The 25,996-nt window shown below is 63.3% G+C and carries 28 protein-coding genes; 19 read left to right on the top strand and 9 right to left on the bottom strand.

The genetic code is table 11. The annotated features are described in order from the left end of the window. The first annotated feature begins 328 nt into the window (after window positions 1-328). Both CHC01_RS28015 and CHC01_RS28010 read left to right on the top strand, forming a co-directional pair. Entirely contained in the window at window positions 329-913 is a 585-nt protein-coding gene (locus CHC01_RS28015; protein WP_231079050.1) for a L,D-transpeptidase, read from the top strand. Between the two features lie 165 nt (window positions 914-1,078). Beyond that, a complete protein-coding gene (locus CHC01_RS28010) occupies window positions 1,079-2,140 on the top strand; it encodes a DUF2252 family protein (protein ID WP_089267835.1) in 1,062 nt (353 codons plus the stop codon). Between the two features lie 21 nt (window positions 2,141-2,161). Here the strand turns inward: CHC01_RS28010 and CHC01_RS28005 are convergent, their stop codons facing one another. Next, window positions 2,162-2,902: an SDR family oxidoreductase gene (locus CHC01_RS28005; protein WP_089267630.1), complete on the bottom strand. Its 741-nt coding sequence runs from the start codon at window positions 2,900-2,902 to the stop codon at window positions 2,162-2,164. Window positions 2,903-3,027: 125 nt separating this feature from the next. Here CHC01_RS28005 and CHC01_RS28000 point away from each other — a divergent pair, with 125 nt between their 5' ends. From CHC01_RS28000 to CHC01_RS27990, 3 genes are all read left to right on the top strand, one after another. After that, window positions 3,028-3,921, top strand: a complete 894-nt coding sequence (locus CHC01_RS28000) for a LysR family transcriptional regulator (RefSeq protein WP_089267629.1) — start codon at window positions 3,028-3,030, stop codon at window positions 3,919-3,921. A gap of 11 nt (window positions 3,922-3,932) precedes the next feature. Further along, on the top strand, window positions 3,933-4,820 hold the full coding sequence (gene gluQRS / locus CHC01_RS27995) for a tRNA glutamyl-Q(34) synthetase GluQRS (protein ID WP_502695687.1): 888 nt from the start codon (window positions 3,933-3,935) through the stop codon (window positions 4,818-4,820). A 101-nt stretch (window positions 4,821-4,921) separates the two neighbouring features. Continuing rightward, the gene (locus tag CHC01_RS27990) at window positions 4,922-6,184 is read left to right on the top strand and encodes an ATP-binding protein (RefSeq protein WP_089267627.1); all 1,263 of its coding nucleotides are present in this window, start codon (window positions 4,922-4,924) and stop codon (window positions 6,182-6,184) included. Here the strand turns inward: CHC01_RS27990 and CHC01_RS27985 are convergent. Then, complete coding sequence (locus CHC01_RS27985) at window positions 6,111-6,971, bottom strand: YihY/virulence factor BrkB family protein (RefSeq protein WP_210269064.1); 861 nt, start codon at window positions 6,969-6,971, stop codon at window positions 6,111-6,113. The genes CHC01_RS27990 and CHC01_RS27985 overlap by 74 nt on opposite strands. Window positions 6,972-7,170: 199 nt before the next feature. Here CHC01_RS27985 and CHC01_RS27980 point away from each other — a divergent pair, with 199 nt between their 5' ends. The 5 genes from CHC01_RS27980 (at window position 7,171) to CHC01_RS27960 (ending at window position 10,843) form a co-directional block, all read left to right on the top strand. Beyond that, entirely contained in the window at window positions 7,171-7,365 is a 195-nt protein-coding gene (locus CHC01_RS27980) for a twin transmembrane helix small protein (protein WP_068730376.1), read from the top strand. A 33-nt stretch (window positions 7,366-7,398) separates the two neighbouring features. Beyond that, a complete protein-coding gene (locus CHC01_RS27975) occupies window positions 7,399-7,971 on the top strand; it encodes a cob(I)yrinic acid a,c-diamide adenosyltransferase (RefSeq protein WP_089267625.1) in 573 nt (190 codons plus the stop codon). Between the two features lie 138 nt (window positions 7,972-8,109). Next, on the top strand, window positions 8,110-8,859 hold the full coding sequence (locus tag CHC01_RS27970) for an electron transfer flavoprotein subunit beta/FixA family protein (protein ID WP_089267624.1): 750 nt from the start codon (window positions 8,110-8,112) through the stop codon (window positions 8,857-8,859). Continuing rightward, complete coding sequence (locus tag CHC01_RS27965) at window positions 8,859-9,794, top strand: electron transfer flavoprotein subunit alpha/FixB family protein (RefSeq protein ID WP_089267623.1); 936 nt, start codon at window positions 8,859-8,861, stop codon at window positions 9,792-9,794. The genes CHC01_RS27970 and CHC01_RS27965 overlap by 1 nt, the downstream gene beginning before the upstream one ends. Before the next feature lie 167 nt (window positions 9,795-9,961). Further along, the gene (locus CHC01_RS27960; RefSeq protein ID WP_089267834.1) at window positions 9,962-10,843 is read left to right on the top strand and encodes a 3-hydroxybutyryl-CoA dehydrogenase; all 882 of its coding nucleotides are present in this window, start codon (window positions 9,962-9,964) and stop codon (window positions 10,841-10,843) included. A 280-nt stretch (window positions 10,844-11,123) separates the two neighbouring features. On the opposite strand, the gene CHC01_RS27955 is transcribed toward CHC01_RS27960, so the two are convergent. Continuing rightward, window positions 11,124-11,507, bottom strand: a complete 384-nt coding sequence (locus CHC01_RS27955; protein WP_089267622.1) for a tautomerase family protein — start codon at window positions 11,505-11,507, stop codon at window positions 11,124-11,126. A 109-nt stretch (window positions 11,508-11,616) separates the two neighbouring features. On the opposite strand from CHC01_RS27955, the gene CHC01_RS27950 reads away from it, so the two are divergent. Together CHC01_RS27950 and CHC01_RS27945 are read left to right on the top strand one after the other, a co-directional pair. Beyond that, entirely contained in the window at window positions 11,617-12,468 is an 852-nt protein-coding gene (locus CHC01_RS27950) for a LysR family transcriptional regulator (RefSeq protein WP_089267621.1), read from the top strand. Window positions 12,469-12,540: 72 nt separating this feature from the next. Further along, on the top strand, window positions 12,541-12,735 hold the full coding sequence (locus CHC01_RS27945; RefSeq protein WP_089267620.1) for a putative motility protein: 195 nt from the start codon (window positions 12,541-12,543) through the stop codon (window positions 12,733-12,735). On the opposite strand, the gene CHC01_RS27940 is transcribed toward CHC01_RS27945, so the two are convergent. After that, the gene (locus tag CHC01_RS27940) at window positions 12,732-13,721 is read right to left on the bottom strand and encodes an AraC family transcriptional regulator (protein ID WP_089267619.1); all 990 of its coding nucleotides are present in this window, start codon (window positions 13,719-13,721) and stop codon (window positions 12,732-12,734) included. The genes CHC01_RS27945 and CHC01_RS27940 overlap by 4 nt on opposite strands. Window positions 13,722-13,789: 68 nt before the next feature. Here CHC01_RS27940 and CHC01_RS27935 point away from each other — a divergent pair, with 68 nt between their 5' ends. After that, the gene (locus tag CHC01_RS27935; RefSeq protein WP_089267618.1) at window positions 13,790-15,004 is read left to right on the top strand and encodes an MFS transporter; all 1,215 of its coding nucleotides are present in this window, start codon (window positions 13,790-13,792) and stop codon (window positions 15,002-15,004) included. Window positions 15,005-15,045: 41 nt separating this feature from the next. On the opposite strand, the gene CHC01_RS27930 is transcribed toward CHC01_RS27935, so the two are convergent. The 3 genes from CHC01_RS27930 to tlpA form a co-directional block, all read right to left on the bottom strand. After that, window positions 15,046-15,423, bottom strand: a complete 378-nt coding sequence (locus CHC01_RS27930; RefSeq protein ID WP_089267617.1) for a VOC family protein — start codon at window positions 15,421-15,423, stop codon at window positions 15,046-15,048. A 19-nt stretch (window positions 15,424-15,442) separates the two neighbouring features. Further along, window positions 15,443-15,802 carry a DUF1428 domain-containing protein gene (locus CHC01_RS27925; protein ID WP_089267616.1) on the bottom strand — a complete coding sequence of 120 codons (360 nt, stop codon included), beginning with the start codon at window positions 15,800-15,802 and terminating at the stop codon, window positions 15,443-15,445. A 153-nt stretch (window positions 15,803-15,955) separates the two neighbouring features. Further along, complete coding sequence (gene tlpA / locus CHC01_RS27920) at window positions 15,956-16,642, bottom strand: thiol:disulfide interchange protein TlpA (protein ID WP_089267615.1); 687 nt, start codon at window positions 16,640-16,642, stop codon at window positions 15,956-15,958. A gap of 129 nt (window positions 16,643-16,771) precedes the next feature. Here tlpA and argH point away from each other — a divergent pair, with 129 nt between their 5' ends. From argH to CHC01_RS27900, 4 genes are all read left to right on the top strand, one after another. Beyond that, window positions 16,772-18,169, top strand: a complete 1,398-nt coding sequence (gene argH / locus CHC01_RS27915; protein WP_089267833.1) for an argininosuccinate lyase — start codon at window positions 16,772-16,774, stop codon at window positions 18,167-18,169. A gap of 92 nt (window positions 18,170-18,261) precedes the next feature. Next, window positions 18,262-18,546 carry an LPS translocon maturation chaperone LptM gene (gene lptM, locus CHC01_RS27910; protein ID WP_089267832.1) on the top strand — a complete coding sequence of 95 codons (285 nt, stop codon included), beginning with the start codon at window positions 18,262-18,264 and terminating at the stop codon, window positions 18,544-18,546. Between the two features lie 6 nt (window positions 18,547-18,552). Then, complete coding sequence (gene lysA / locus CHC01_RS27905) at window positions 18,553-19,818, top strand: diaminopimelate decarboxylase (protein WP_089267614.1); 1,266 nt, start codon at window positions 18,553-18,555, stop codon at window positions 19,816-19,818. A 326-nt stretch (window positions 19,819-20,144) separates the two neighbouring features. Beyond that, window positions 20,145-22,760: a TIGR02302 family protein gene (locus CHC01_RS27900; protein WP_089267613.1), complete on the top strand. Its 2,616-nt coding sequence runs from the start codon at window positions 20,145-20,147 to the stop codon at window positions 22,758-22,760. A 183-nt stretch (window positions 22,761-22,943) separates the two neighbouring features. Here CHC01_RS27900 and CHC01_RS27895 read toward each other — a convergent pair whose 3' ends face one another. Further along, window positions 22,944-23,321, bottom strand: a complete 378-nt coding sequence (locus CHC01_RS27895) for a response regulator (protein WP_089267612.1) — start codon at window positions 23,319-23,321, stop codon at window positions 22,944-22,946. 15 nt (window positions 23,322-23,336) lie between these two features. Further along, the gene (locus tag CHC01_RS27890; RefSeq protein ID WP_089267831.1) at window positions 23,337-24,200 is read right to left on the bottom strand and encodes an MJ0042-type zinc finger domain-containing protein; all 864 of its coding nucleotides are present in this window, start codon (window positions 24,198-24,200) and stop codon (window positions 23,337-23,339) included. 128 nt (window positions 24,201-24,328) lie between these two features. Here CHC01_RS27890 and ftsE point away from each other — a divergent pair, with 128 nt between their 5' ends. Together ftsE and CHC01_RS27880 are read left to right on the top strand one after the other, a co-directional pair. Beyond that, on the top strand, window positions 24,329-24,988 hold the full coding sequence (gene ftsE / locus CHC01_RS27885) for a cell division ATP-binding protein FtsE (protein ID WP_068729180.1): 660 nt from the start codon (window positions 24,329-24,331) through the stop codon (window positions 24,986-24,988). Then, entirely contained in the window at window positions 24,981-25,952 is a 972-nt protein-coding gene (locus tag CHC01_RS27880; protein WP_068729178.1) for a cell division protein FtsX, read from the top strand. Before ftsE ends, CHC01_RS27880 begins: the two co-directional genes overlap by 8 nt. The last annotated feature ends 44 nt before the right edge of the window (window positions 25,953-25,996 follow it).

Below are 25,996 nucleotides of genomic sequence, written 5' to 3'. Positions count from 1 at the left end.
TGCTGCGGTTCCGTGGGAAAGCCCGTGCTGCGCGCTCGCCGACCCTCAAAGGCGATTGATCAACCTGAGGTTATTCGTGAGCCTGCGCGGCTGTGGCGCGATCACCACAGCGGCGCGCAAAGTGCAGTCCAGAGCTGTTCCATGAGCGAAATGACACGCTGTTGAGCCTGATTTGATCGCTCAGCCCTGTATGAGGTGCGGGTCGTCCGGGTTGGACGCGTTGCAGCAAGGGTTGGGAATGACAGGTTTTGGTGGATCACGCGGGCTGCGCCTTCTGGCGCTTTTGATGTTGCCCGCTGTGTTGGCAGGATGTGCAAGCAGCGGGGGGATGATGTCGTCCACCGGCTTTGGCGGTCCGTCCGCCAGCTATGCCGAGTTGAATGACGGCGGGCACACGCTGCCGGCCATCGACGTCTCCGGAATCGATTCGGCGATGCTGCGTCAGCGCGTCGCTTACCGCACCAAGGAGCCCGCAGGCACCATCGTGGTCGATACGGCCGCACGGCATCTCTATCTCGTGGAAGGCGACGGCAAGGCGATGCGCTATGGCATCGGCGTCGGCAAGGCCGGCCTCGCTTTCGCCGGCGCTGCGGTGATCAAGCGCAAGGCCGAGTGGCCGCACTGGAGCCCGACGGAAAACATGATGAACCGCGAACCGGCGCGCTACCGCAAGATGGCGGGCGGCATGGAGGGCGGTATCGATAATCCGCTCGGGCCGCGCGCGATGTATCTCTACCAGGGCGACCGCGACACCATGTTCCGCATTCACGGCACCACCGAGCCCGAGACCATCGGCCATGCCGTCTCAAGCGGCTGCATCCGACTGATGAACCAGGATGTCGTCGATCTCTATAACCGCGTGAAGATCGGCAGTCGCGTCGTCGTGATCCAGGGTGGCCGCGCCGAGTCCTGAGACGCATCTTCGACCGAGAATTCAAAACGCCGGGTGTCTCTGATACCCGGCGTTTTGCGTTCGGCGCTGCGAATTTTGCCGTAGCCGGTTTCGTTGCACCGTCTTATGGTGCATCCTGAATTCAATACATCTTTTGATTGTTTTTTGAGCGACCGCGAGGCCCAGATGTCTTTTCGCGAAGATAATAGCGCGTATGAGGGTTGGCTGCGTGGCCAGTGCGACGTCGTGGAAAAGGACCTCAGGCTCAAGCACCGACTGATGCGCGAGGACTCCTTCGTCTTTTTGCGTGGCACGTATTTTCGGTGGGCAAGGAAGATCGAAGACCTCTGCCCGACATTATGCGATGCGCCGCATGTCCTCTGCGTCGGGGACGTGCATCTCGAGAATTACGGGACCTGGCGCGATGCCGAAGGGCGTCTCGTATGGGGCATCAACGATTTCGATGAGGCGGCGAAGATGCCGTATCTGTTCGATCTCGTTCGGCTTGCGACCAGCGCGCTGCTTGCGCCGGGCATGAGACTTGGGAGAGCGGCAATCTCGCGTGCCATTCTCGCCGGCTACCGCAAGGGTCTGGCCGATCCCCATCCGGCTTTATTGGATCAACGCGAATTCTGGATGCGGCCCTATGCCGTTCGCGCACGCAAGAAGCCGGCGAAGTTCTGGAACGAGGTGAAGAAGTATCCGACCGCCAAGCCGCCTGCAAAGGTCGTCCAGGCACTGAAAAAGTCGCTGAAGGGCGCAACGATCGAGAGATTTGGCAGCCGTGTCGCGGGCACCGGCGGCCTCGGCCGGCCACGATACGTGGCCGTCGCCACTGCTGAAGGTGGTTTCTGCCTGAGGGAGGCAAAGGCGCTCGTCCCTTCGGCCTGGCTGTGGGCGCATGGGTCAAAATCCAGAGTCTCGCATCTTCACGCCCTGGCGTTTGGACGCTATCGCGCGCCGGATCCGTTTCTGACCATTGACGGCAAGTTCGTGATCCGCCGGCTGGCGCCGGATTCCCGCAAGATTGAACTCGGCAAGAGTCCGGGCGCCGAGCTGGCCAAACTGACCACGCAGCTATTGAACGCGATGGGGCAGGATCTCGCTGCCATTCACGTCGCGAGCAAGATCGGCGCAAAAGCGCTGCGCGCCGATCTCAGGAAGCGCCCTCCGGGATGGCTCGGAAAAGCCGCCAAGACCATGTCGGAACTGGTGGAGAGCGACTACCGCGCCTGGAAGAAGAAATGACGCGCGGCAGTCGCTCCGATCTCACACAAGCCCGCCATTGGCGCGCAGCACCTGGGCGTTGATCCAGCCGCCTTCAGGGCCGACCAGGAAAGCAACGGCATTGGCGATGTCTTCGGGGGTGCCGAGACGCTCCATTGGTGTCGCCTTGGCGAAACGCTCGATCAGTTCGGGCGACTTGCCATTGAGGAACAGGTCGGTTGCGGTCGGGCCGGGTGCGATGGCGTTCACAGTAATCGAGCGGCCACGCATCTCTTTGGCCATGATGCCCGTCATGGTTTCGACCGCAGCTTTGGTGGCGGCATAGACGCCGTAGCTCTCGAGCTTGGTGCCGACGACGCCCGTCGAGAAGTTCACGACCCGACCGCCGTCGCGCAGCCGCTTCGCCGCCTCGCGCATGGTGTTGAACGTGCCTTTCAGATTGACCGCGATCTGCTGGTCGAACGATGCGTCGTCGGCGTCGGCGAATTTCGCGAGCTTCATGATGCCGGCATTGTTGATCAGCACGTCGATGCCGCCAAAGGCGGTCTCCGCTGCATCGAACATCCCGCGCACAGCGGCGGGATCGCTGACATCGGCCTTGGCGGTCAGCGCGCGGCCACCCGCGGCTTCGATCTTTTGTGCGACAGCCTCGGCCAGCGCGGCATTGCCGGAGTAATTGACGATGACCGTGAAGCCGTCGCGGCCCAGCCGCTCGGCGATGGCTGCACCGATGCCGCGGGATGCGCCCGTCACGATGGCTACCTTGCTGGATTGGTTGGTCATTTCGCTTCTCCTCGATAAGACGGCCGACTGGCAGCGCCGTTCTGATGGGAGAAACTTAGGCCATTCCATTTTCCGGATAATGATGCATTATCTGGCATCACAATCCGGATTTAGCGAACAAAGAGATGGACCGTTTCGAGACGATGCGGGTGTTTACCCGGGTGGTGGAGCGGCGCAGCTTTACGGCGGCAGCCGAAGATCTAGGTCTGCCGCGGTCGACCGTCACCGACGCCGTGAAGCAGATCGAGGCGCGGCTCGGCGTGCGACTGCTCGAGCGCACAACGCGGCTGGTGCGACCGACGCTGGACGGCGAGGCCTATCACCAGCGTTGCCTGACGCTGATTGCCGATCTTGAAGACGCCGAAAGCGCGTTCTGCGGGGCCAAGCCCAAGGGGCCATTGCGGGTGGATATGAACGGCACGCTGGCGCGCAATTTCGTGCTGCCGCATCTGCCGGACTTTCTCGCCGAATATCCTGATATCCAGCTCTATCTCAGCGAGGGCGACCGGCTGGTCGATCTGATCCGCGAGGGCATCGACTGCGTGGTGCGTGTCGGCGAGCTCCGCGACAGCGATATGGTGGCGCGCCTGCTGACCATGATGGACGAAGTCACCTGCGCCGCGCCGTCCTATCTAGCGCGCATGGGCATGCCTTTGTCCATTGATGTGCTCGAAGGCCATCGCATGGTCGGCTATCACTCCTCGGCGACGGGCGCGGTGCTGCCGCTGGAATTTCAGGACAGCGGCGCGCTGCGTCTTGTCTCCTTGCGGGTGGCGATCACGGTGAACAGCGCGGAAAATTACGTGGCCATGGCGAAACTCGGCTTCGGCCTGGTGCAGGTGCCGCACTATCGGATCAAGGGCGAACTCGCCGATGGCACGCTGGTCGAGGTGCTGCCGCAACATCCGCCGACGCCGTCGCCCGTGTCGCTGCTCTATCCGCGCAATCGCCAGCTCTCGCCGCGGGTGCGTGTGTTCATGGACTGGCTGACGCGTGCTTTCGCGCGCGACCTGATCTAGGCAAACCTGTGATGGCCCCTGTTTTTCGCTTCGCGCCCAGCCCCAACGGCTATCTGCATCTCGGCCATGCCTATTCGGCGCTGCTGAATTTCGATCTGGCGCGTGAGGCCGGTGGCCGGTTGCTGCTGCGGATCGAGGATATCGATGCCACGCGCTGCCGGCCGGAATTCGAGGCGGCGATCTACGAGGATCTTGCCTGGCTCGGCATCGCCTGGGAGATGCCGGTACGGCGACAGTCGCAGCATTTCGCCGACTACCGCGCCGCGACCGAGCGGCTCGCCGCCATGGGACTGCTCTATCCGAGCTTCGAGAGCCGCACCGAGATCGCGCGCATGATCGCGGCCGAAGAAGCGAAAGGCTCATGGCCGCGCGATCCCGATGGTGCGCCTCTCTATCCAGGCATTGCCAGATCGTTGTCGCCGCAGGCTGTCGCCGAACTCAAACAGGCGGATACGCCGATGGCGTTGCGGCTCGATATGACCAAAGCCATTGCTGCCAGCGGTTCACTGACGTGGACCGATCAGGGCGCAGGCCCGTGTGGCGAGACCGGAGCCGTTGTCGCGCAGCCAGGTGCGTGGGGCGATGTAATTCTGGCCCGCAAGGAAACGCCGACCAGCTATCATCTCTCGGTCGTGATCGACGATGCGCTGCAGGGGGTGACCCATGTGGTGCGCGGCCAGGATCTGTTCTGGTCGACCAGCGTGCACCGGCTGTTGCAGCAACTGCTCGGCCTGCCGCAACCGGTCTATCGGCATCATTTGCTCGTGCGCGATGGCACCGGTGCCAAACTGTCGAAGTCGACCGGCTCGACCAGCCTGCGTGAATTGCGAACCCAGGGCGCTACACCAGCGGATATCCGCCGCACGGTCGGGCTGCCTGACCCGTCTGCCGCAAGTTAGCCGCAAGCGCGCCGCGAGAAATTCGCAAGCTGGACGAGGCCCGCGGCGTGACTCCGCGCGCCTCGCCGTGGCATGGTGCCGCCGGGACGGGTGGGCATCATATGGCGCTGACATCGCGCTCTCCGCGCAAGATGCGGACGCGCACCAAGCAAACGCTGAAAAAACGCGTGGCCAAGAAGCGTGCGGTGAAGAAGCCTGCATCGAAGCCGCGCGCCAAGCGCATGTCCCCGCGTGCCGATACGATGGTGGAAACCGCGCTGGCGGTGTTTGCCCATGAGGTGCGCACGCCGCTGACCGGCATTCTTGCGGTCAGTGATCTGCTGGCCACCTCCGATCTCGACGAGCGTGAGCGGCGCTGGGTCGAGACGATCAAGGCTGGCGCCGAACATCTGGCGGGTCTCGCGACATTGTTCGTCGATGCGGCGCGCAGCAACAAATCCAGATTCGAATTGCGGCAGGATTTCTTCGATCTGCGCGCGCTTGCCCGCAACATTGGCGACTCGCTCGCAGGCCGCGCGGCTGCCAAGGGACTGCTGTCGCGGGTCGTGATCTCCGACAGACTGCCGGTGTTCGTGATCGGCGATCCCGTGCGGCTGCGCGCGGCGCTGGAAAATCTGATCGACAATGCGGTGAAATTTACCGAGCAGGGCAATGTGGCGCTGAAGGTCTCGCCTGTGCGCATGGCGGGCAAGGTCGGCGTATCCTTCACCGTCTCCGATAGTGGCATCGGCCTCACGCTGGCCGAGATCAAGCGGCTGTTCAAACCGTTCTCGCAGGCCAATGTCTCGATCGCGTCGCGTTTTGGCGGTGCGGGCCTTGGCCTGTCGTCGGTGAAGCAACTCGCCCGCGCCATGGGTGGCGACATCACTGTGGCGCAGAGCCGCGGTGGTGGGACAGTGTTCACGCTGACGGTCGGCCTCGACAAGACGAGTGGTCCGATCGCCATCATGTCGAGCGCCGATGATGCTGCTTTTGCGCCGGGAGACGCGCTGCGGGTGCTGAGCGTTGAGGACAATCCGTTTGGTCGCGTCGTGCTCAATGCCATTCTCACCGAACTCGGCCATCAGGCCGAGTTCATCGGTCGTGGCGAAGCAGCGGCGGAGCGCGTCGCGCAGGGCACGTTCGATGCGGTGCTCATGGACATGGTGCTGCCGGGTATCGACGGCGTCGAGGCGATCCGGCAGATCCGTGCGCTGAGGGCGCCGCATGGCCGCGTCGCGATCATTGGCGTGTCCGGTCGCAGTGAAGACGAAGCCGCGTCGCGTCAGGCGGGCGCCGACGCGTTCCTGATCAAACCGGTGTCTCCGCGGGCGCTAGCGACTGCGCTGCTTGAAGCGAGACGCCGTGGGGCAACCGCGACTTGATGATGGCGGCATTGAGTTCGCCGCCGAACACGAAGATCGCCGCAATAAAGTACAGAAACACCAGCGCGATGATCACCGACGCCAGGCCGGCATACATCGTCACGTAGTTGTTGGCGAAGCGCGCCAGATAAAGACCGAAGCCGATACCTGAGGCCAGCGACGCCAGCATCGTGAAGATGATGCCCGGCAGGATCTGACTGAAGGTGCGGCGGCCTGCCGGCAGCCACACATGCAGGATGAATAATGCGATCACCATGGCGACGATGGTGATGCCGTAACGCGCCACCGTCAGCAGCCGCTCGTTGTTCTCCACCATCAGCGGCACATAGCGCCGTACGATTTCCAGCATCAGCGGGCCGAGCACGATCAGGAACGCCATGGCCAGCGCGGTGACGGCAGCGACCAGCGTGTAGCCGATCGACTCCAGCCGCAGCCAGTACCAGCGCCGCAGCTCGATCACCGAGTATGCGCGGTTCAGGGCAACGCGCAGGCTCTCGACGCCGTTGGAGGCGAAATACACTGCGAGCACGAGACCAATGGTCAGCGCATCGCCGCGGGTGGTGGTCAGCACGTCGTGGATCTGCGAGGACAGGGCGCCGGCCACCTGATCGGGCCAGACCTCCAGCAGCAGGCCGACGGCCTGATCGGCGAGATTCTTGGAGCCGAAAAAGCCGGCCAGCGAGGCCAGCACGATCAGGAACGGAAACAGCGCCATCAGGGTGGAGAGGGCGATATGGCTGGCGATCGCCCAGCCGTCATCGGCAAGAAACGTATAGAAGGCGTCCATCACGACATCGTAGACGGTGCGTATCTGCCCCACGTGCCACCTGGTTCGGGATCGGCCCGGCAAATCACCGGCCCTCATGTTAGCTTCTGATATCTAACGCGAAAAAGCCAGATCGTTGCATTACGGCGCGCGCGTGACCGCTGTGCCATTTTGACGGTCGGCGATAGCGCAGCCTGTGGCGCAGTGTTATGTAGCTGATATGACGTCAACGCTCAGCAATATTATCCTCCCCATCGCGGTCGGCGCCGTTGCGCTGGTCCTGCTGCTTGGCCTGTTCAACATGATGCGCGGCGGCTCGCCGGATCGCTCGCAGAAGCTGATGCGGTGGCGCGTGGTGCTGCAATTCGTCGCCATTATCCTCACCATGGCCACCGTCTGGGCGATGGGCCGCTGACGCAAATTCCTTAACTGGCGCTGGATCAATTCGATGGTCGTTCTCAACCGCATCTACACCCGCACTGGCGATGACGGCACGACAGCTCTCGGCACCGGCGAGCGTCGACCGAAATACGATCTCCGCGTCAGCGCCTATGGAACCGTGGATGAGACCAATGCCGCGATCGGCGTGGTGCGATTGCATCTCGCCCATGCGCGGTCCCTGGATGCGATGCTCGGGCTGATCCAGAACGATCTGTTCGATCTCGGGGCCGATCTCGCGGTTCCGCAGCGCGAGGGCAAGGCCGAGCGGCTGCGCCTGCTGGCGAGTCAGGTCGAGCGGTTGGAGAACGATATTGACATGCTCAACGCGCCGCTGGCCGATCTGACCTCGTTTGTTTTGCCTGGCGGAACTCCAGCCGCCGCTCACCTTCATGTCGCCCGTACGATCTGCCGTCGTGCGGAACGGATCATAGTGGAACTCGCCGCCCAGCCCGATGAGCCGGTCTCGGACGCTGGTATCCAGTATATGAACCGGCTGTCGGACTTCCTCTTCGTCGCCAGCCGCTCGCAGAACGACAATGGCGCCGGCGATGTGCTCTGGGTGCCCGGCCAGAACCGGTAATTTCGGCTAAATCGGCTGGCCTAGAGATACTCGATTTTAGGGTCTGGCGCGTTGACCCCGTGTGGCAGGGGCTTTAGGTTCCGCGCCCAAGCTTCCGAGCAAGCTCTGAAACAATAAAACTCACACGAAAGAGGATCGATGAAGGTTCTGGTCGCGGTCAAACGGGTGGTCGATTACAACGTCAAGGTTCGCGTCAAGAGCGACGGATCGGGCGTCGAACTGTCCAACGTCAAGATGTCGATGAATCCGTTCGACGAAATCGCTGTCGAGGAAGCCCTGCGCCTGAAAGAGGCCGGCAAGGCAACCGAGGTGGTCGTGGTCTCGATCGGTCCCGCACAGGCGTCCGAAACCCTCCGCACCGGCCTCGCGATGGGCGCGGACCGTGGCATCCTCGTCAAGGTTGAAGGCACCGTGGAGCCGCTCGCCGTGGCGAAGATCCTCAAGGCCGTCGCCGATGAGGAAAAGCCCGGCCTGGTGATCCTCGGCAAGCAGGCGATCGACGACGACGCCAACCAGACCGGCCAGATGCTGGCTGCGCTGCTCGGCTGGCCGCAGGCGACCTTCGCCAACAAGCTGGTTGTTGAAGGCGACGACGTCACCGTGACCCGTGAAGTCGATGGCGGTCTGCAGACCGTCAAGCTCAAGGGACCGGCGATCGTGACTACCGACCTTCGTCTGAACGAGCCGCGCTACGCCTCGCTGCCGAACATCATGAAGGCAAAGAAGAAGCCGATCGACGAGAAGACCGCCGATGGTTACGGCGTCGATATCTCTCCGCGTCTCGAGATCATCAAGACCAGCGAACCGGGCGGCCGCAAGGCCGGCGTCAAGGTCAAGGACGTCGCCGAACTGGTATCGAAACTCAAGACTGAAGCCGGGGTGCTCTAATGCCGACATTGCTGCTTGCCGATCACGACAACGCCACCCTGAAGGATTCCACCAACAAGGCGCTCACCGCTGCCACCCAGATCGGCGGCGAGGTGCACATCCTCGTTGCCGGCCAGAATGCGAAGCCGGCCGCGGAAGCTGCCGCCAAGCTGCAGGGCGTCACCAAGGTACTGCTCGCCGACGACGCCTCTTATGCCCATGATCTTGCCGAGCCGCTGGCCGCGCTGATCGTGTCGCTGGCGCCCGCCTATGACGTGCTGATCGCCGCTGCGACCACGCGCTCGAAGAATGTGATGCCGCGCGTCGCCGCCTTGCTCGACGTGATGCAGGTGTCGGAAATCACCAAGGTGATTGCGCCCGACACCTATGAGCGTCCGATCTACGCCGGTAACGCGATCCAGACCGTGAAGTCCAAGGACGCCAAGAAGGTCATTACGGTGCGTACCTCGACCTTCGGTGCAGCCGGTGAAGGCGGCAGCGCGGCGGTGGAAGACGCCAAGACGGCCGAGAATCCGGGTTTGTCGACCTTCGTCGGCGAGGACATGGCCAAGAGCGATCGTCCGGAACTGACCTCGGCGAAGATCATCGTGTCCGGTGGCCGTGCCATGCAGAGCCGCGAGAACTTTGCCAAATACATCGAGCCGCTCGCCGACAAGCTCGGCGCCGGTGTCGGCGCCTCGCGCGCCGCGGTGGATGCCGGTTATGCCCCGAACGACTGGCAGGTCGGCCAGACCGGCAAGGTCGTGGCTCCGGAGCTGTATATTGCCATCGGCATTTCCGGCGCGATCCAGCATCTCGCCGGCATGAAGGACTCCAAGGTGATCGTCGCGATCAACAAGGACGAAGACGCGCCGATCTTCCAGGTCGCCGATTACGGCCTGGTCGCCGACCTCTACCAGGCCGTGCCGGAGCTGACCGAAGCACTCGGCAAGTAGAGGTCCGGCGGGCAAGGATTTGGCAAATAAGGCCTTGCTGAATTAGGGCTTTGCGCCTCAATTAACGACATCGGCCGGAGTGACTGACTCCGGCCGATATTTTATGTAAAGATAGCTTTCCGAACGCGGCATGCGCGGGCGGCGTGTTCCCAGAGATGACAAGCAAGATGGCGGTTATGATCAAGAAAGTCGGCGTGATCGGCTCGGGCCAGATGGGCAATGGCATTGCGCATGTGGCTGCATTGGGCGGCCTCGAAGTTGTGCTGAACGATGTCTCTGCCGACCGCCTGAAGTCTGCCATGGCGACGATCAACGGCAACCTGTCGCGTCAGGTGTCGAAGAAGGTCATCACCGAGGATGCACGCAAGGCCGCGCTGGATCGCATCACCTCGTCGGACACGATGGACGGCCTTGCCGATTGCGATCTCGTGATCGAATCCGCTGTCGAGAAGGAAGAGATCAAGCGCAAGATCTTCCACGATCTCTGCGCCGTGTTGAAGCCGGAGGCAATCATCGCCTCCAACACATCGTCGATCTCGATCACGCGCCTCGCCGCGTCGACCGACCGTCCCGAGAAATTCATCGGCATTCACTTCATGAATCCGGTGCCGTTGATGGAGCTGGTCGAACTGATCCGCGGCATTGCCACCGATGACGCGACCTTCGATGCGTCCAAGGACTTCGTCACGAGGCTCGGCAAGCAGATCGCCGTCTCGGAAGATTTCCCGGCCTTCATCGTCAACCGCATTCTGTTGCCGATGATCAACGAGGCGATCTACACGCTGTATGAAGGCGTCGGCAATGTCGAAGCCATCGATGCTGCGATGAAGCTCGGTGCGCATCACCCGATGGGCCCGCTCGAACTCGCCGACTTCATCGGCCTCGATACGTGCCTGTCGATCATGCAGGTGCTGCATGAAGGCCTTGCCGACTCCAAGTATCGGCCGTGCCCGCTGCTAGTGAAATATGTCGAAGCCGGCTGGCTCGGTCGCAAGACCCAGCGCGGTTTCTACGACTACCGCGGCGAGAAGCCGATCCCGACGCGTTAAGGCGAAGCGCTCGTCTTTTTTAAGATAGAACGCTGTCATTGCCTGGCTTGACCCGACAATCCACCTTTACGCATGCAAGGAAGAAGGATGGATCCGCGGGTCATCCAGCGAAGCTTGCTTCGCGCTGCCCGCAGATGACGATGGTGTGTGTGGTTGGCCTCGCGACCAAGTTAAATCAACATTCGCATCAGCTTCGTCACCGCCGGCAGCATCCCGACGATCATCGCCATGCCCATGCCGACTCCGCACAGATGCGCCATCAATGTCTCGCGCTGCGTAATCATGTCACGTACTGCGCCACGCCGTTGCCGAACGACCAGTTCTCGGGCAGCACTTCGACGAGGTTGATGAAGACGTCTTCGGGCCGCAGGCCCGGTCTGTCAGTCAACTTCTCGACGATCCGTTTGTAGAGCGCCTGCTTCTGCTCTCGCGGACGAGTGTTACTCACCGTCAACTGGATGATGACCAGATCATCGGTCCGGCGAATGCCGAGATAATTCGGATCATAGATGAAAGTGCCATCCTCGTGCTCCGAGATGGTGACGAACCGGTCGCCCTCCGGGACGTTGAAGGTCTCGCGCAGCGCCTGATAGACGCCTTCGGCGATCACCTCCCGATAGGCGGCGGGCTTGCCCTTCTTCAGTGAAATGCGAACCAGCGGCATGGTGGTCTCCTGTCGTTCAAATCCGATGCAACAAACCTAATCCCATATTGATCATTGGAAAATCGTATGAAATAATATTTCAATGATGTCATATTGAAATGATTGGCCGATGAAAGCGCTCGATATCGAGGCCGTGCAGGCCTTCGTGCTGGTGGCCGATCTCACCAGCTTCACCCGCGCAGCCGAGGCGATGGGAAGCACGCAGTCGGCGATCAGCCTGAAGATCAAGCGGCTGGAAAGCGGGCTGGGCAAGCGCCTGCTGGAGCGAACGCCGCGGCTGGTGCGCCTGTCGGCGGAGGGGGCGGCTTTTCTGGCCTCCGCGCGAAATCTCGTCGCGGCGCATCAGTCGGCCATTGGCTCATTCGCTGCGGAGCGGCGGCGTCTGGTGGTGGGGATCAGCCATCATCTCGTCGGCGCCGATCTCGCCGACGTATTGAAACGCATGAGCGCGACCGATCCGTCGCTGGTGATCGAATTGCGGATCGAGTCATCGCGGGTCCTGCTGTCGGCCTATGACGCTGGCGATCTCGACGCGGCGATCGTGTTGCGGATCGACAGGCGACGTGGTGACGGCGAGGTCTTGATGGAAGAACCATTTGGCTGGATGGGCACGCTGGATTTTCGGCACGCGCCCGGTGAGCCGCTGCGACTCGCGGCGCAGTCCGCGCCATGTACGGTCCGTTCGGCGGCGATTGCGGCACTCGATGGGGCTGGCATTCCGTGGACCGAAGCCTTCGTTGGCGGCGGCGTTGCGACCATCGGCGCGGCGATTTCCGCCGGTCTCGCCGTTGGTGCGCTGGTCCGCCGTGTTGCTCCCGCCGGCAGCATCGATCTCGGCCCGCGCCTCGGTCTGCCGAAATTGCAGGATGCCGAGACGATGCTGCATTCCAGCCTCACCGATGCGCGGGCGCGCGGCGCGCTGCGCACGCTGGGTGCGGCATTTCGGGCGAATGCCGGCTGATTGTTGCGCGAGGTCAACATTCGTTAACCCCGCACCGCTATACCGGCGGTACGACGTTACGGAGTGTTTTTGATGGATATGGCCTTGGTTGCCAGCGCGCTTGCCATGAAGGCAGCGGGAACGCAGCAGCAGATTTCGACCTCGATCATGAAGTCGAATGCCGACATGGAAAAGAACACTGTGCTCACGCTGCTCGGTGGCGCACAGCAGGCCTCCCAGGCCAATCTCGGCGCGGGCGTCGGCGGCAATCTCGATATCGCCGCTTAAGGCGCTGTCGAACCTGGCTGTTCGCCACTGGACGCAGCAGTCAGTGTCGCGCGAAAATGGCTCGGCGGCGCGCCAATGATGCGCTTGAAGGCGCGGCTGAACGCGGCTTCCGATTCATAGCCAAGCCGACGTGCGACGACCGCGATCTTCAGGCGGTCGCGAACGAGCCACTGCTTTGCTTCCTGCATCCGCAATTGCGCGACGTAACGCGCCGGTGTCTGGCCGACGACATTGGCGAAGCGCAATGCAAATGCCGAGCGTGACGCATGCATGACGTTCGCCAGCGCCTCAACGGTCCAATCCCTGGTCGGATCGCGATGGATCGCGGCGAGAACCCGCCCGATACCGGGATCGCGCGCTGCTGCGACCCAACCGGCAGAGCCGCAGCCCTTCTCCACCCAGTTGCGGATCAGTGCAGCGGCGACAACATCGGCCAGCCGCGTCAGCATGCCGCCGGCACCGACGCGATCCAGCGCCAGTTCGGATGTCATGGCCTCAAGCAGATGCGGGATGGCGGGCTCGTCGGTGGCAAGTTCGTGCATCTGCATCAGTTCAGGCATCATCAGCAGTAACGGATGCTGGCTGTCGAGGTTGAAGGTCATGCCGGCGCCGAACAGCACGGTTTCTTCGCCATTTCTGTTGCCGCCGCTGCAGGTGTCGAGGATGCCGCAGCACACCGGCTCGAACTGGCAATTCTCAACCGGTGCCGGGAAGGCATCGGGTGAACTCGCCAGCGCGTGTTCCGCGCCGCGCGGCAGCAAGACGGCATCGCCTGGTTCAAGGCGGACCCACGCGTTATCCAGAGTTCGCAGCCAGCAGCCGCGCTCGGCGACGAAGTGGAATTGCGCCTTCGGCCGTGCCGGGAATACCAGCCCCCATGGCTCGGTCATGCGGCAGCGGACGTAATCGACGCCCTCAATCTTCAAGCCCCGGAGCATTTCAGTCAGGGGGTGAGTGGCGACAGGTGTGGACGAATGATCAAGCATTGAGGGTTTTCTAGCATGGAAACTCCAGGGGGTCACCTCCATCTCCGGGGTCCCTGCTGGAGACTGCCATGACTGATTCCGCCACTGCCGCACTTGATGCCGATGTTTCTCCAATAACCAATGAGCGGACGAACGCAGCCTGGGCGGCTGTTGTCTCCTTGATGCTTGGCGCGTTCAGCCAGGTCACGGCTGAATTCCTGCCCGCCAGCCTGCTCACGCCGATCGCCACGGATCTCGGGGTCTCGGTTGGCGCTGCCGGGCAGGTGGTGACGGCGACCTCCCTTGTCGGGATCATCGCCGGACTTGCGACGGCCATTGTGACACGCGCCATGGATCGCCGCGTCGTCCTGTGGTCGCTCACGGTGCTGCTGATCGTGTCCAATCTGCTGTCGGCTACCGCGAGCAATCTTCCAATCCTGTTGCTTGCCCGCGTGCTGCTCGGCATCAGCCTCAGCGGTTTTTGGGCAATGGCAACGGCCACCGCGATGCGGCTTGTTCCGGCGGAGGCGCTGCCGCGCGCGATCTCGCTGATTTTCAGTGGCGTTTCGATCGCCACCGTCAGCGCTGCGCCCATCGGTGCATATCTTGGAGATCTGTGGGGCTGGCGGAACGTGTTCTTGCTGGCGGCCGCTGTCGGCGCCGTCGTGCTCGTCTTTCAGGTGCTGACGCTGCCGCGCTTGCCGCCGCTCACATCACCGGATGTGCGCACGCTGTTCGTGCTGATGCGTCGGCCCAGTGTCCGGCTTGTGATGATCGCAATCGCCGTCAGTATCTCGGGCCACTTCGCCGGATTCACTTACGTCCGGCATTTCCTCGAACAAGTGCCGCAGCTTCCGGTCACTGCGATCTCGCTCGTCCTGCTGGCTTATGGCGTTGGCGGTTTCTTCGGCAATTTCGCGGGCGGGGTGCTTGTCGCCCGTAGTGCGAAACTTGCGATCGTCACGGGATCTGCGGCGATCGCCGTGCTCGCGCTGGTGCTGTTTGTCTTTGGCGCTTCGGGCCTTGTCGCGGGCATCGCGGTTGGTCTCTGGGGTTTTGCCTTCGGCGTGCTGCCGGTTGGCTTCCAGACATGGATGGTGCGGGTCGCATCGGACGAAGCTGAATCTGCGGGCGGCCTGCTCGTGTCGGCTTTCCAGGTCGCGATCACGGTTGGCGCAGTCGTTGGCGGCATTCTGGTCGACGGTTTTGGCCCGTTCGGTGCCGTTGGTTATCTCGCAGCGGCGACACTGGCGGGCGCGCTGCTCGTGTTGCTGTCGCGCAGCGGCGGCGAAGTGCCGGCCTGAAGCGCGAAGGGAGGCAGCAGCCCGCTGCCTCCGGGCTTCTCTTACGCGACCGGTGTGATCCAGCCGATCCCGGCACCGCCGGGCTGCAGCAGGATTGCGAGCCGGCCGACATCGGGAATGTCGAATACCGGCCGCATCAGCGTCGCGCCGGCCGCGACGGCTTTCTTCACACGCGCATCGACATCGTCGACCGCGAGATACGGCATCCAGCCATCGGGTACATTCTCGTAGCCCGGGCCTTCCGCGTGGAAGATGCCGCCGACCGGCACATTGTCCATCATTGCGATCCAGTAGATGCCGCCGCCCGCCAGCTTCTTGGCCTGATAGGTCCAGCCGATGGTCTCCTGATAGAAGGCTTTCGCGCGCTCGGGATCGCGCGTCACGAATTCATTCCAGTTGAAATGACCGTGCGGCGTCATGGCGTCCTCCGTTGTTGCGTCAGACTGAAACCAGCGTCTTGAAGCCACCATAGATCATGCGCTTGGCATCGAACGGCATCGCCTTCGGATCCATCATCTTGGCGAGGCGCGGATCCTTCATCACTTTGGCGTTGATGCGGTCGCGATCTTTGCGCGTCTTGTAGATGATATAGGAAAACACAACGGTCTCGTCGGGTTTCAGTTTCACGCTGCGCGGGAACGATGTCCATTTGCCGACGCTGACGTCATCGGCGACACATTCCTGATAGTCGAGTGCGCCGTATTCGCGCCAGATTTTGCCGGCCTTGCGCGCGATGGCGGCATAGGCTTTCAGCTTCTTCTTCGGCACCGGAACGAGGAATCCGTCGATATAGGCCATTGGTCGTTTCTCCCTGCTGTCATGCGTCGGCGCCGGGCGCGCGTGGCCCGGTTGTTTTCAAGACGAACGCAATTGCGTTCATCCGACAGCATTCTGGAGAATTTTGCGATCCGCGCAGGCGGCCGTATGTCGCAGTTGTCTGTGCTGTGGTCTTCAGAAACTGGCCGCGGCGGGCTTCACCGCCGCTTTCAGCAGCTTGATGGCATCTTCGCTGTCCCATTCGGCGGGGCCGGCGATGGTCGCGATCTCGCAGCCCTTGCCGTCGATCAGCACCGAGGTCGGCATACCCAGTGCACGGCCGATGCCCTTGAGGTCCTGGAACACCTTGGCTGAGGTGTCGGTGAAATAATCCAGCCGGTTGAGGCCGCCGTCTTTCAGAAAGGCCTTCGGCTTCTCGGCGTCGCGGGTGTCGATATTGATCGCAACGACCTGGAAATCCGGGCCGCCGAGCTTGGTCTCGAGGTTGTTCAGCGCCGGCATTTCCTTGCGGCAGGGCACGCACCAGGTGGCCCACAGGTTCACCAGCACCGTCCGGCCGCGCCAGTCGGACAGCTTCTTCTCCTGGCCGTCGGCATCCCTGAAAGCGAGGTCCGGCAGTTTCAGCGGCGTCCTGGCCATGGTCAGGCCGGCGACTTCGCCGCGCGCCAGCGGCTCGATCTTCTTCGACAGTGCGATGGCCGGCGCGCAGGTCGGATCGCCCGGCGCAGCCTGCTGCCGCAGCCGATCCATATTGGATACCGCGGCAAAGCCGATCACGGCGCCGACGAGCACCGCGCCAAGCACGATCAGGCGGCGTTTGGCCGGACGGGGGGCAGGCTGGTCGGGCATAGGGTTTGTCATTCGGTCTCAGTTAGGGCTATGCAACGGTTGGCGACGGACGATCCGTCGGCTGCGGTTAAAGATGAGTGACAATTCATGGCTTCGCGCAAGGGCAACGGCAAGTCCAGCAATGACGGTAAGGGCTCCAATGTGAGCAACAAGATGTGGGGCGGGCTGTTTGATGAAAGCCCCGACGCCATCATGGAGGAAATCAATGTCTCCATCGACGTCGATCGCCACCTCTATGCCCAGGACATCACCGCGTCCAAGGCCCATGCTGCGATGCTTGCCAAGCAAGGGATTATCACGGCGAAAGATGCGAAAAATATCGCAGGCGGTCTAGACACGATCCTGTCAGAGATCACCAAGGGGGCGTTCACATTCAAGCGTGCGCTCGAAGACATTCACATGAATGTGGAGAGCCGGCTCGGCGAGCTGATCGGCCCGGCCTCCGGCCGCTTGCACACCGCGCGTTCGCGCAACGACCAGGTCGCGACCGACTTCCGTCTGTTCGTGCGCGATACGATCGACGAGATCGATGCGGCCTTTGCGTCGCTGCAGCGGGCACTGGTCGATCGTGCGCTGGAGCATGCCGACACGGTCATGCCCGGCTTCACACATCTGCAGACCGCGCAGCCGGTGACCTTCGGTCATCATCTGCTGGCCTATGTGGAAATGGTGTCGCGGGATCGCGGCCGCTTCGCCGATGCGCGCAAGCGCCTCAATGAAAGCCCGCTCGGCGCGGCCGCGCTGGCCGGCACCTCGTTCCCGATCGACCGCCATGCCACCGCCAAGGCGCTGGGCTTCGATCGCCCGATGGCGAATTCGCTCGATGCGGTGTCGGATCGCGATTTCGTGCTGGAGACACTGTCGGCGGCGTCGATCGCGGCCGTGCATCTGTCGCGCTTCGCCGAGGAGATCGTGATCTGGACCTCGCCGCTGGTCGGCCTCGTCAGACTCTCGGACAAGTTCACCACCGGCTCCTCGATCATGCCGCAGAAGCGCAATCCGGATGCCGCCGAACTGGTGCGCGCCAAGACCGGTCGCGTGATCGGATCGCTCACCGGATTGTTGATTGTCATGAAGGGTCTGCCGCTAGCCTATCAGAAGGACATGCAGGAAGACAAAGCGGGCGCGATGGAAGCCTATTCGGCGCTATCGCTGGCGATCCGCGCGATTGCTGGCATGGTGCGCGATCTCGTGCCCAACGAGGAGCGCATGAAGCTTGCCGCCGGCGAGGGCTATGCCACCGCCACCGATCTGGCCGACTGGCTGGTGCGGACGCTGAAAATGCCGTTCCGCGAGGCGCATCACGTCACCGGCCGGATCGTCGGCATCGCCACCAAGAAGGGCGTGGCGTTGCACGAGCTCGACCTGAAGGAGATGCAGGCGGTGGAACCGAAGATCACGGCAGAAGTGATGAAGGTGCTGTCGGTGGAATCCTCGGTGAAGAGCCGGGTCAGCTATGGCGGCACGGCGCCGAAGAATGTGACGTCGCAGGCGAAGGCCTGGCTCAAGCGACTGGAAAAAGAGCGGAAATTGGGCTGAGCGGGCCCGGCGTGCGAAAATTCAATGGATTTCGGGGTCTCGCCAGAGCGCAGCAATCTTTGTATGGTGCGCCCGCATTTGGGGATTTCGCTGTGACTTGTCCGACCCGCCCTGCGTCCGCGCGATGGGCCATTCTCGTTCTGACCGCTTCTGCTTTGGCGCTGGCTGGCTGCGGCCGTAAAGGCGGCCTCGATCTGCCGCCACAGGCATCCGCGCAGCCGATGGGCACCGGCGCTCCGGCAGCGGATCCCGATGCACAGTCGGCTGCCAACAAGGGCAGGGACGTGTTCGCGCCTTCGAACGGTGTCGATGAGGGCCCGCCGGCAGCGACCCGTGGTCGCAAGAAACCGTTCCTGCTCGATCCGATCCTGGACTAACTCGCCATGCGCCATTTTGACTATCGCAACGGCGTGCTGCACGCCGAAGGCGTTGATATTGCCGAAATGGCGGACGCCGTCGGCACGCCATTCTATTGCTATTCGACCGCCACGCTGGAGCGGCACTACCGCGTCTTTACCGAGGCCTTTGCCGATACCAAGGCCCTCGTCTGCTACGCCATGAAGGCGAATTCCAACCAGTCGGTGCTGCGTACGCTGGCCAAGCTCGGCGCGGGCGCCGACGTGGTCTCCGGTGGTGAGTTGAAGCGCGCGCTCGCCGCCGGCATTCCGCCGAAGAAGATCGTGTTTTCCGGCGTCGGCAAGACGGCGGATGAACTGCGGCTGGCGCTCGACGAAGACATTCTCTGCCTCAATATCGAGTCGGAGCCTGAACTCGCATTGCTGTCGGAGATCGCCAGCGAGACCGGCCGTACGGCGCGGATCTCGATCCGCGTGAATCCCGATGTGGATTCCGGCACGCATGCCAAGATCTCCACCGGCAAGTCCGAAAACAAGTTCGGTATCCCCATCAGCAAGGCACGCGAGGTCTATGCCCGCGCTGCGAAGCTACCGGGCATTGAGGTCACCGGCGTCGATATGCATATCGGCAGCCAGATCACCGATCTCGCCCCGATGGAGCAGGCATTTCGCATCCTGGCCGATTTCGTCACCGTGCTGCGCAACGACGGCCACACGATTTCGCATGTCGATTTCGGCGGCGGCCTCGGCATTCCCTATTATGAGGACCGCGCCGCGCCGCCGGAGCCGATGGCCTATGCGGCCATGGTCAAGCGCGTGACGCACAATCTCGGCTGCACGCTGATGTTCGAGCCCGGCCGCATGATCGTCGGCAATGCCGGCATTCTCGTTGCGCGCGTCATCCATGTGAAGCATGGCGACGGCAAGACCTTCGTCATCATCGATGCGGCCATGAACGATCTGATTCGGCCGACTTTGTACGAGGCCTATCACGAGATCCTTCCGGTGGCGGCGCCAGCGCCCGGTGCGAAGCTGGCGGCTGTCGATGTGGTCGGCCCTGTCTGTGAGACCGGCGATTACCTCGCCCTCGACCGCAAGCTGCCGGAGCTGAAGTCCGGCGATCTGCTCGCGATCATGACCGCCGGCGCCTATGGCGCCGTGCAGGCGGGAACCTACAACACCCGCGCGCTGGTCCCGGAAGTGCTGGTGAAGGACGATCAGTATGCGGTGGTCCGCCCGCGGATCGAAGTCGAGCAGCTGATCGCCATGGACAAGGCCGCGCCCTGGTTGTGAGGCGGTGATTTTACCTCTCCCCGCCCTGCGCGGGGAGAGGTCGCCGCGCCTTCGCGGCGGGTGAGGGGCGGGGCACGGGGCTCTCTTCAAGCTCAAGCGCAGGTAGGCGGATCTCGAAGAGCCCCTCACTCCACCCTCTCCCCGCAAGAGCGGGGCGAGGGAGCGCACGGCCGGCGTTCCCTTACAAAGACCCCTCACGCCTTCGTGACCCCAATCGCTCCGAATCGACTTAGGCTCAGGCTTTGCATGTGCACGGATGGCCCCCGTGCCATGCCTCATTGCCGCCGCCGTGCTAGTGTGTCGTGCGGTAACATCGGAGATCGTCGTTGAGCGCTGCGCCCCCCGACCGACCACAACCCCCACACGATCCAAATGCCGATCGTCAGGCGGCGGCGCAGCTTCAGCTGGCGCAGGCGCTGCAGCGTGCCCGCGTGGCGATTGCCTGGGAGCGGGGATGGCCGCATCTGGCCCGGCTGCTCAGCGTCGTCGGTTTGTTTCTGGTGGCGTCCTGGGCTGGTCTGTGGCTGACGCTTCCCTTCACGGCGCGCGCCATCGGTCTTGCGTTGTTCGTCATTGCCGCGCTGGCGACGCTGGTTCCTCTCCTGAAGTTTCGCTGGCCGTCGCGTGAAGAGGGCTTGTCGCGCCTCGATCGCGGCACCGGCATTGCGCATCGTCCCGCAACGGCGCTGACCGACACGCTGTCGTCGCAGGACCCGATGGCCCGGGCGCTGTGGCTGGTTCAGCGCGAGCGTACGCTGGCCTCGCTCAAGAAAATCCGCGCTGGCCTGCCGTCGCCGCGTCTGGCGATCCATGACCCCTGGGCGCTGCGCGCCATCGTGGTCGTGCTGCTGTTTGCCACCTGGTTTGCCGCCAGTGGCGAGCGCGGCGCGCGGATCATGGCGGCGTTCGACTGGAACGGCGTGCTGGCGCCGGCGAATGTGCGCGTCGACGCCTGGATCACGCCGCCGCCTTACACCGGAAAGCCGCCGATCATCCTGTCTGCCGCCAACAAGGACGCGTCCACGGCCGATGCCGCTGCATTGCCGGTGCCGTCGGGCTCGACGCTGATCGTGCGCTCTAGCGGTGGTGCGCTTGATGTCGTTCTCACCGGCGGTGTCGCTGACGTGGCGCCGACGGCGGAAGCCCCGAAGGGCACCAACGAAAAGCATTTCACCATCACGTCTGACGGGACAGCACATGTCCGTGCGCCGTCCGGCCAGCCGCAGTGGAAGTTCACGGCAACGGGTGATCGTCCGCCGACCATCGCGCTCGCCAAGGACCCGGAGCGTCAGGCGCGCGGTTCGCTGCAGATGTCCTACAAGCTCGAGGACGACTACGGCGTTACCGAAGCCCATGCGCTATTCGCGGCGCGTCCCGCCGAGACCAAGGATGGCATCAAGGAAGCCGCCAAGCCGCGGCCGCTGTTCGATGCGCCGTCATTTGCGCTGGTGCTGCCAAATGCGCGCACGCGCAACGGTGTCGGCCAGACCGTTAAGGATCTCAGCGAGGATCCCTATGCCGGCGCCGATGTCACGCTGACGCTGACGGCCAAGGACGAGTCGGGCAACGAGGGCAAGAGCGAGCCGTTCAACATGCGGCTGCCGGAGCGGCTGTTCACCAAGCCGTTGCCGCGCGCGCTGATCGAACAGCGCCGTATCCTGGCACTCGACGCCAATCAGCGCGGTCAGGTCTCCTTCGCGCTGCAGGCCCTGATGATCGCGCCGGAAGCTTTCACGCCGGAAGCCGGTCAGTATCTCGGGCTGCGCAGTGTTGCCACCCAGATCGAACGCGCCCGCACCGACGCAGCCCTGAAAGAAGTCGTCGCCAGCCTGTGGGCGCTCGCCGTCACCATCGAGGACGGCGACATCACCGATGTCGACAAGGCGCTGAAGGCGGCACAGGACGCGCTGAAGCAGGCACTGGAGCGCGGCGCCAGTGACGAGGAGATCAAGAAGCTCACCGAGAACCTGCGTGCGGCGCTGGATAACTTTCTGAAGCAGCTCGCCGAGCAGATGAAGCAGAACCCGCAGCAACTGGCGCGTCCGCTCGACAAGAACACCAAGGTGATGCGGCAGCAGGACCTCAACAATATGATCGAGCGCATGGAGCGGCTGTCGCGCTCCGGCGACAAGGACGCCGCCAAGCAACTGCTCGAACAGATGCAGCAGATGCTGGAAAACCTGCAGATGGCGCAGCCCGGCCAGTCCGGTGACAGCGAGATGGATCAGGCGATGAACGAGCTTGGGGACATGATCCGCAAGCAGCAGCAGTTGCGCGACAAGACCTTCAAGCAGGGCCAGGATCAGCGCAACGAGCGCCGCCGCGGCAAGCAGGGCGAGCAGGGTATGGGCGATCTGCAGCAGGATCAGCAAAACCTGCGCGACCGCCTCAAGCAGCTACAGGACCAGCTCGCCAAGCAGGGCATGGGCCAGGGTCAGAAGGGCCAAAAAGGGCAGGGGCAAAAGGGCCAGCAGGGGCAACAAGGCCAGCAAGGTCAAGGCGGTGACGATCAGGCGGACGCCGATGGTGACGGCGACGGTGATGGTCTCGGCGATGCCGACAGTGCCATGGGCGATGCCGGCGGCCAGCTCGGCGAGGGCAATGCCGACGGCGCGGTGGGTTCGCAGGGCAAGGCGCTCGATGCACTCCGCAAGGGCGCCCAGAAGCTCGCGCAGGCCATGCAGCAGGGCGAGGGTGAAGGCCAGAACGACGGCCCTGGCAACAATCCCGGCCGCCAGCAGAGCGGTGGCCGGCAAAGCGATCCGCTCGGGCGTCCGCTGCGTGGCCGCGAACTCGGCGACGACCTCACGGTGAAGATTCCCGGCGAGATCGACGTGCAGCGTGTGCGGAGGATCCTGGAAGAGTTGCGTCGTCGTCTCGGCGACACGACGCGGCCGCAGCTCGAACTCGATTACATCGAGCGGTTGCTGAAGGATTATTGAGCGGAATTTTGAAGCGCCGACCTCAGTAATACCCCTTGCGGGGAGGGGCGGCCGATAGGCCGAGGTGGGGGTGCCACAAGCAGCGCTCTCACGTGGGGCGAGACCCCACCCGTCTGGCCTTCGGCCAGCCACCCTCCCCGCTGCGCGGCTCCGCCGCTTGGGGGAGGGATAAGAAAGAGCCCTCTATTCCTTGTTCTTCACTGCCAGTGCGTCCGCCACCGCAGTGCGGATATCCGCCACGGAAAACGGCTTCGTCACCACATCGTGCACGATCGCATTCAGGCCCGTCGCGCGTTCGCGCTGGTCGGCGTAACCGGTCATCAGCAGGATTGTCAGCTCGGGGAAATCGCGCGCGACGGCCAGCGCTAGCGCAATGCCGTCCATGACAGGCATCTTGATGTCGGTCAGCAGCAGGTCGAATGCGCCGCCCTGCTCGGTAAGGATCTCCAGCGCTTCGGCGCCGTCTTCGGCAGTGACGATCTCGTGGCCATCCATGGCGATGGCGCGGCCGACCAGCAGCCGCATCGATTCTTCGTCATCAGCAATCAGGATACGCGCCACGACAACTCCTCAGACTTACGCGCCGGCGACGTCGCGCTTGGTGAAGAAGCGCACATCGATACTGCGGCCCTCGGCCGGCGGCGAGGCCAGCCGCGATCGAAACCATGTCTTGTCGCCGGGATTGAGGCCGGGCTGCTCGAGCACGGCGTTCCAGCCATATATTTCAGTCCCCTTCTCGTCGCGTACCACGAAACGCAGGCGTGGCAATGCGGTGGGGATGCGGGTCTCTGACACGATCAGGCCTTCGATGAGCAAGACCGACTTGCCATCGACGGTCTCGGTGGTGACCTTGACGTCCTTGAAGGCAAGGCCGCGCACATTCACGTCGAGGCCGACCGCCTGATAGAAAGTCGCGGTCTGCGGCATCAGCTTGACCAGATCGACGCGCCAGATCACCAGTGCGAGCAACAGCGACGCCATGGTAGCGGTCGCGATCGGCAGACTGTGCTTCGGCATGACGAACAGGCGCGGCAGCGACGGCACGAAACGGCGCAGCGCTGCGAAGCGCGATGGCGGGGTGGCCCGCATCGCGGCCACCGCGTCGTGTTGCGCCAGCGTGGCCCAGTCGGCGGTTTCGGTGCGATCATTGGCGTCGGTCGGCCAGTCAGCGGAAATCGACGGGCTTTCCACCACCGGAACGTTCGGTGCCGAGGCGTCGTCGTCCTCGGTCACGCCCCAGGCGCTCATATCCTCGTTCGGATCGGGCTCGCTGGCCTTCGCCGCCATGGCGGGAATACGGGCTTCGGCGCGGGAGAGATCCTCTGGGCGCGCCAGCCAGACTTCCTTGCAGCGGGCGCAGCGCACTGTCCGTCCGGCATCGCCGAACGTGGCCGGGTTCACGGCGTAGGACGTCGTGCAATTGGGGCAAACGATATGCATGGAGCCGATAGCCGATGACATGGCCGGCAGGCTACAAGACGACCGTTAACGAATCGGAAACCATAACGGCCGCACAAGCAATTGACCGTCTTTTTGAGGCTTTTTGAACCCATCGAACGGAGCTGAATGTGGTCCGGTTCGAAAATGTTGGTTTGCGCTACGGGCTTGGCCCGGAGATTCTGCGCGACCTCAATTTCCAGATCCCTGCGCATTCGTTCCAGTTCCTGACCGGTCCCTCCGGCGCCGGCAAGACCTCGCTGCTGCGTCTGTTGTTCCTGTCGCTGCGGCCGACCCGCGGGTTGGTCAATCTGTTCGGCCAGGATATCTCGCTGCTCGGCAAGGACGAGATCGCCGACCTGCGCAAGCGCATCGGTATCGTGCTGCAGGATTTCCGCCTGCTCGACCACATGACGACCTATGAGAATGTCGCGCTGCCGTTCCGGGTAATGGGGCGTGAGGAGTCCAGCTACCGGCGCGAGGTCATCGATCTCCTGAAATGGGTGGGTCTGGGCGATCGCATGGATGCGCTGCCGCCGATCCTGTCGGGTGGCGAGAAGCAGCGCGCTGCGATTGCGCGCGCGGTGATCGCACGGCCCATGCTTCTGCTGGCGGATGAGCCGACGGGTAACGTCGATCCGACGCTGGGCCGGCGTCTGCTGCGGCTGTTCATCGAACTCAACAAGTCGGGCACCGCGGTGATTATCGCGACCCACGATATTACATTGATGGATCAATACGACGCGCGGCGCATGGTGCTGCATCAAGGCCGGCTGCATATCTATGAGTAGAATCGGCGAAGAACACGGCCCGCTGATGGACCTCGGCACCGATCGCCCGCAGGTCCCGGCAAAGGCGCGCAATGCATCCCCGATCGTGCCGCGCGGCTCGATCGCCGGCCGCGCGCTGGTCGCCGTCGTCGCCATCATGACTTTCCTCGCCTCCATCACCACAGGTGCAGTGCTGCTGATCAGCGCGTCAGCGTCAGAGTGGCAATCGGAAGTCGCCAGCGAAATCACCATCCAGGTGAAGCCGCAGGGCGGCCGCGATCTCGACCGCGATACGCAGGCGGTGACCGATGCCATTCGCGGCCAGCCGGGAATTGTCGAGGTGCAGCCCTATAGCCGGGAGCAATCGGCGCAGTTGCTGGAGCCGTGGCTCGGCACGGGACTGTCGCTCGACGAACTGCCGGTGCCGCGCGTCATCATTGCACGTGTCGCGCCGGGGACGGCGCTGGACATTATCGGCTTGCGCAAACGGGTGACGCAGGCCGTGCCCTCGGCCAGCGTTGACGATCATCGCGCCTGGGTCGAGCGGATGCGGTCGATGACATCGGCAACGGTGCTGGCCGGGCTCGGCATCCTTGCGCTCGTTATTATCGCCACCATTATCTCTGTATCCTTTGCGACGCGCGGCGCGATGGCGGCGAACCGGCCGATCGTCGAGGTGCTGCATTTCGTCGGCGCGGGCGACCGCTATATCGCTAATCGCTTCTTCCGCCACTTTCTGCGGCTTGGCCTGCAGGGCGGTATCATTGGCGGCGGTGCCGCGATGCTGATGTTCGGGTTTTCCGAGTCGATCGCGAGCTGGTTTTCCGGCACGCCGGTGGGCGACCAGTTCGCTGCATTGCTGGGGACGTTCTCGCTGCGGTCGTCAGGCTATCTCGCGGTGGCAGGGCAGGCGCTGTTGATAGCAGGAATTACCGCCTGGGCGTCGCGCCGCACATTGTTCTCGACGCTGAACGACATCGAGTAACGCGTCAGGCACAGGCGATGGCATCGCCAAGGCGCCGAAAAATA

It is taken from the genome of Tardiphaga sp. OK246 (assembly GCF_900188215.1).
GTDB lineage: Bacteria > Pseudomonadota > Alphaproteobacteria > Rhizobiales > Xanthobacteraceae > Tardiphaga > Tardiphaga robiniae.
The sequence above is the reverse complement of the archived record's forward strand: the minus strand, read 5'-3'. Positions and strand labels throughout refer to the sequence as shown.

Excerpts from the sequence above, each read along its gene's own strand:
- CHC01_RS28015 (WP_231079050.1), top strand. The coding sequence starts at position 329 with ATGATGTCGTCCACCGGCTTTGGCGGTCCGTCCGCCAGCTATGCCGAG.
- CHC01_RS28010 (WP_089267835.1), top strand. The coding sequence starts at position 1,079 with ATGTCTTTTCGCGAAGATAATAGCGCGTATGAGGGTTGGCTGCGTGGC.
- CHC01_RS28005 (WP_089267630.1), bottom strand. The coding sequence starts at position 2,902 with ATGACCAACCAATCCAGCAAGGTAGCCATCGTGACGGGCGCATCCCGC.
- CHC01_RS28000 (WP_089267629.1), top strand. The coding sequence starts at position 3,028 with ATGGACCGTTTCGAGACGATGCGGGTGTTTACCCGGGTGGTGGAGCGG.
- gluQRS (WP_502695687.1), top strand. The coding sequence starts at position 3,933 with ATGGCCCCTGTTTTTCGCTTCGCGCCCAGCCCCAACGGCTATCTGCAT.
- CHC01_RS27990 (WP_089267627.1), top strand. The coding sequence starts at position 4,922 with ATGGCGCTGACATCGCGCTCTCCGCGCAAGATGCGGACGCGCACCAAG.
- CHC01_RS27985 (WP_210269064.1), bottom strand. The coding sequence starts at position 6,971 with ATGGACGCCTTCTATACGTTTCTTGCCGATGACGGCTGGGCGATCGCC.
- CHC01_RS27980 (WP_068730376.1), top strand. The coding sequence starts at position 7,171 with ATGACGTCAACGCTCAGCAATATTATCCTCCCCATCGCGGTCGGCGCC.
- CHC01_RS27975 (WP_089267625.1), top strand. The coding sequence starts at position 7,399 with ATGGTCGTTCTCAACCGCATCTACACCCGCACTGGCGATGACGGCACG.
- CHC01_RS27970 (WP_089267624.1), top strand. The coding sequence starts at position 8,110 with ATGAAGGTTCTGGTCGCGGTCAAACGGGTGGTCGATTACAACGTCAAG.
- CHC01_RS27965 (WP_089267623.1), top strand. The coding sequence starts at position 8,859 with ATGCCGACATTGCTGCTTGCCGATCACGACAACGCCACCCTGAAGGAT.
- CHC01_RS27960 (WP_089267834.1), top strand. The coding sequence starts at position 9,962 with ATGGCGGTTATGATCAAGAAAGTCGGCGTGATCGGCTCGGGCCAGATG.
- CHC01_RS27955 (WP_089267622.1), bottom strand. The coding sequence starts at position 11,507 with ATGCCGCTGGTTCGCATTTCACTGAAGAAGGGCAAGCCCGCCGCCTAT.
- CHC01_RS27950 (WP_089267621.1), top strand. The coding sequence starts at position 11,617 with ATGAAAGCGCTCGATATCGAGGCCGTGCAGGCCTTCGTGCTGGTGGCC.
- CHC01_RS27945 (WP_089267620.1), top strand. The coding sequence starts at position 12,541 with ATGGATATGGCCTTGGTTGCCAGCGCGCTTGCCATGAAGGCAGCGGGA.
- CHC01_RS27940 (WP_089267619.1), bottom strand. The coding sequence starts at position 13,721 with ATGCTTGATCATTCGTCCACACCTGTCGCCACTCACCCCCTGACTGAA.
- CHC01_RS27935 (WP_089267618.1), top strand. The coding sequence starts at position 13,790 with ATGACTGATTCCGCCACTGCCGCACTTGATGCCGATGTTTCTCCAATA.
- CHC01_RS27930 (WP_089267617.1), bottom strand. The coding sequence starts at position 15,423 with ATGACGCCGCACGGTCATTTCAACTGGAATGAATTCGTGACGCGCGAT.
- CHC01_RS27925 (WP_089267616.1), bottom strand. The coding sequence starts at position 15,802 with ATGGCCTATATCGACGGATTCCTCGTTCCGGTGCCGAAGAAGAAGCTG.
- tlpA (WP_089267615.1), bottom strand. The coding sequence starts at position 16,642 with ATGACAAACCCTATGCCCGACCAGCCTGCCCCCCGTCCGGCCAAACGC.
- lysA (WP_089267614.1), top strand. The coding sequence starts at position 18,553 with ATGCGCCATTTTGACTATCGCAACGGCGTGCTGCACGCCGAAGGCGTT.
- CHC01_RS27890 (WP_089267831.1), bottom strand. The coding sequence starts at position 24,200 with ATGCATATCGTTTGCCCCAATTGCACGACGTCCTACGCCGTGAACCCG.
- CHC01_RS27880 (WP_068729178.1), top strand. The coding sequence starts at position 24,981 with ATGAGTAGAATCGGCGAAGAACACGGCCCGCTGATGGACCTCGGCACC.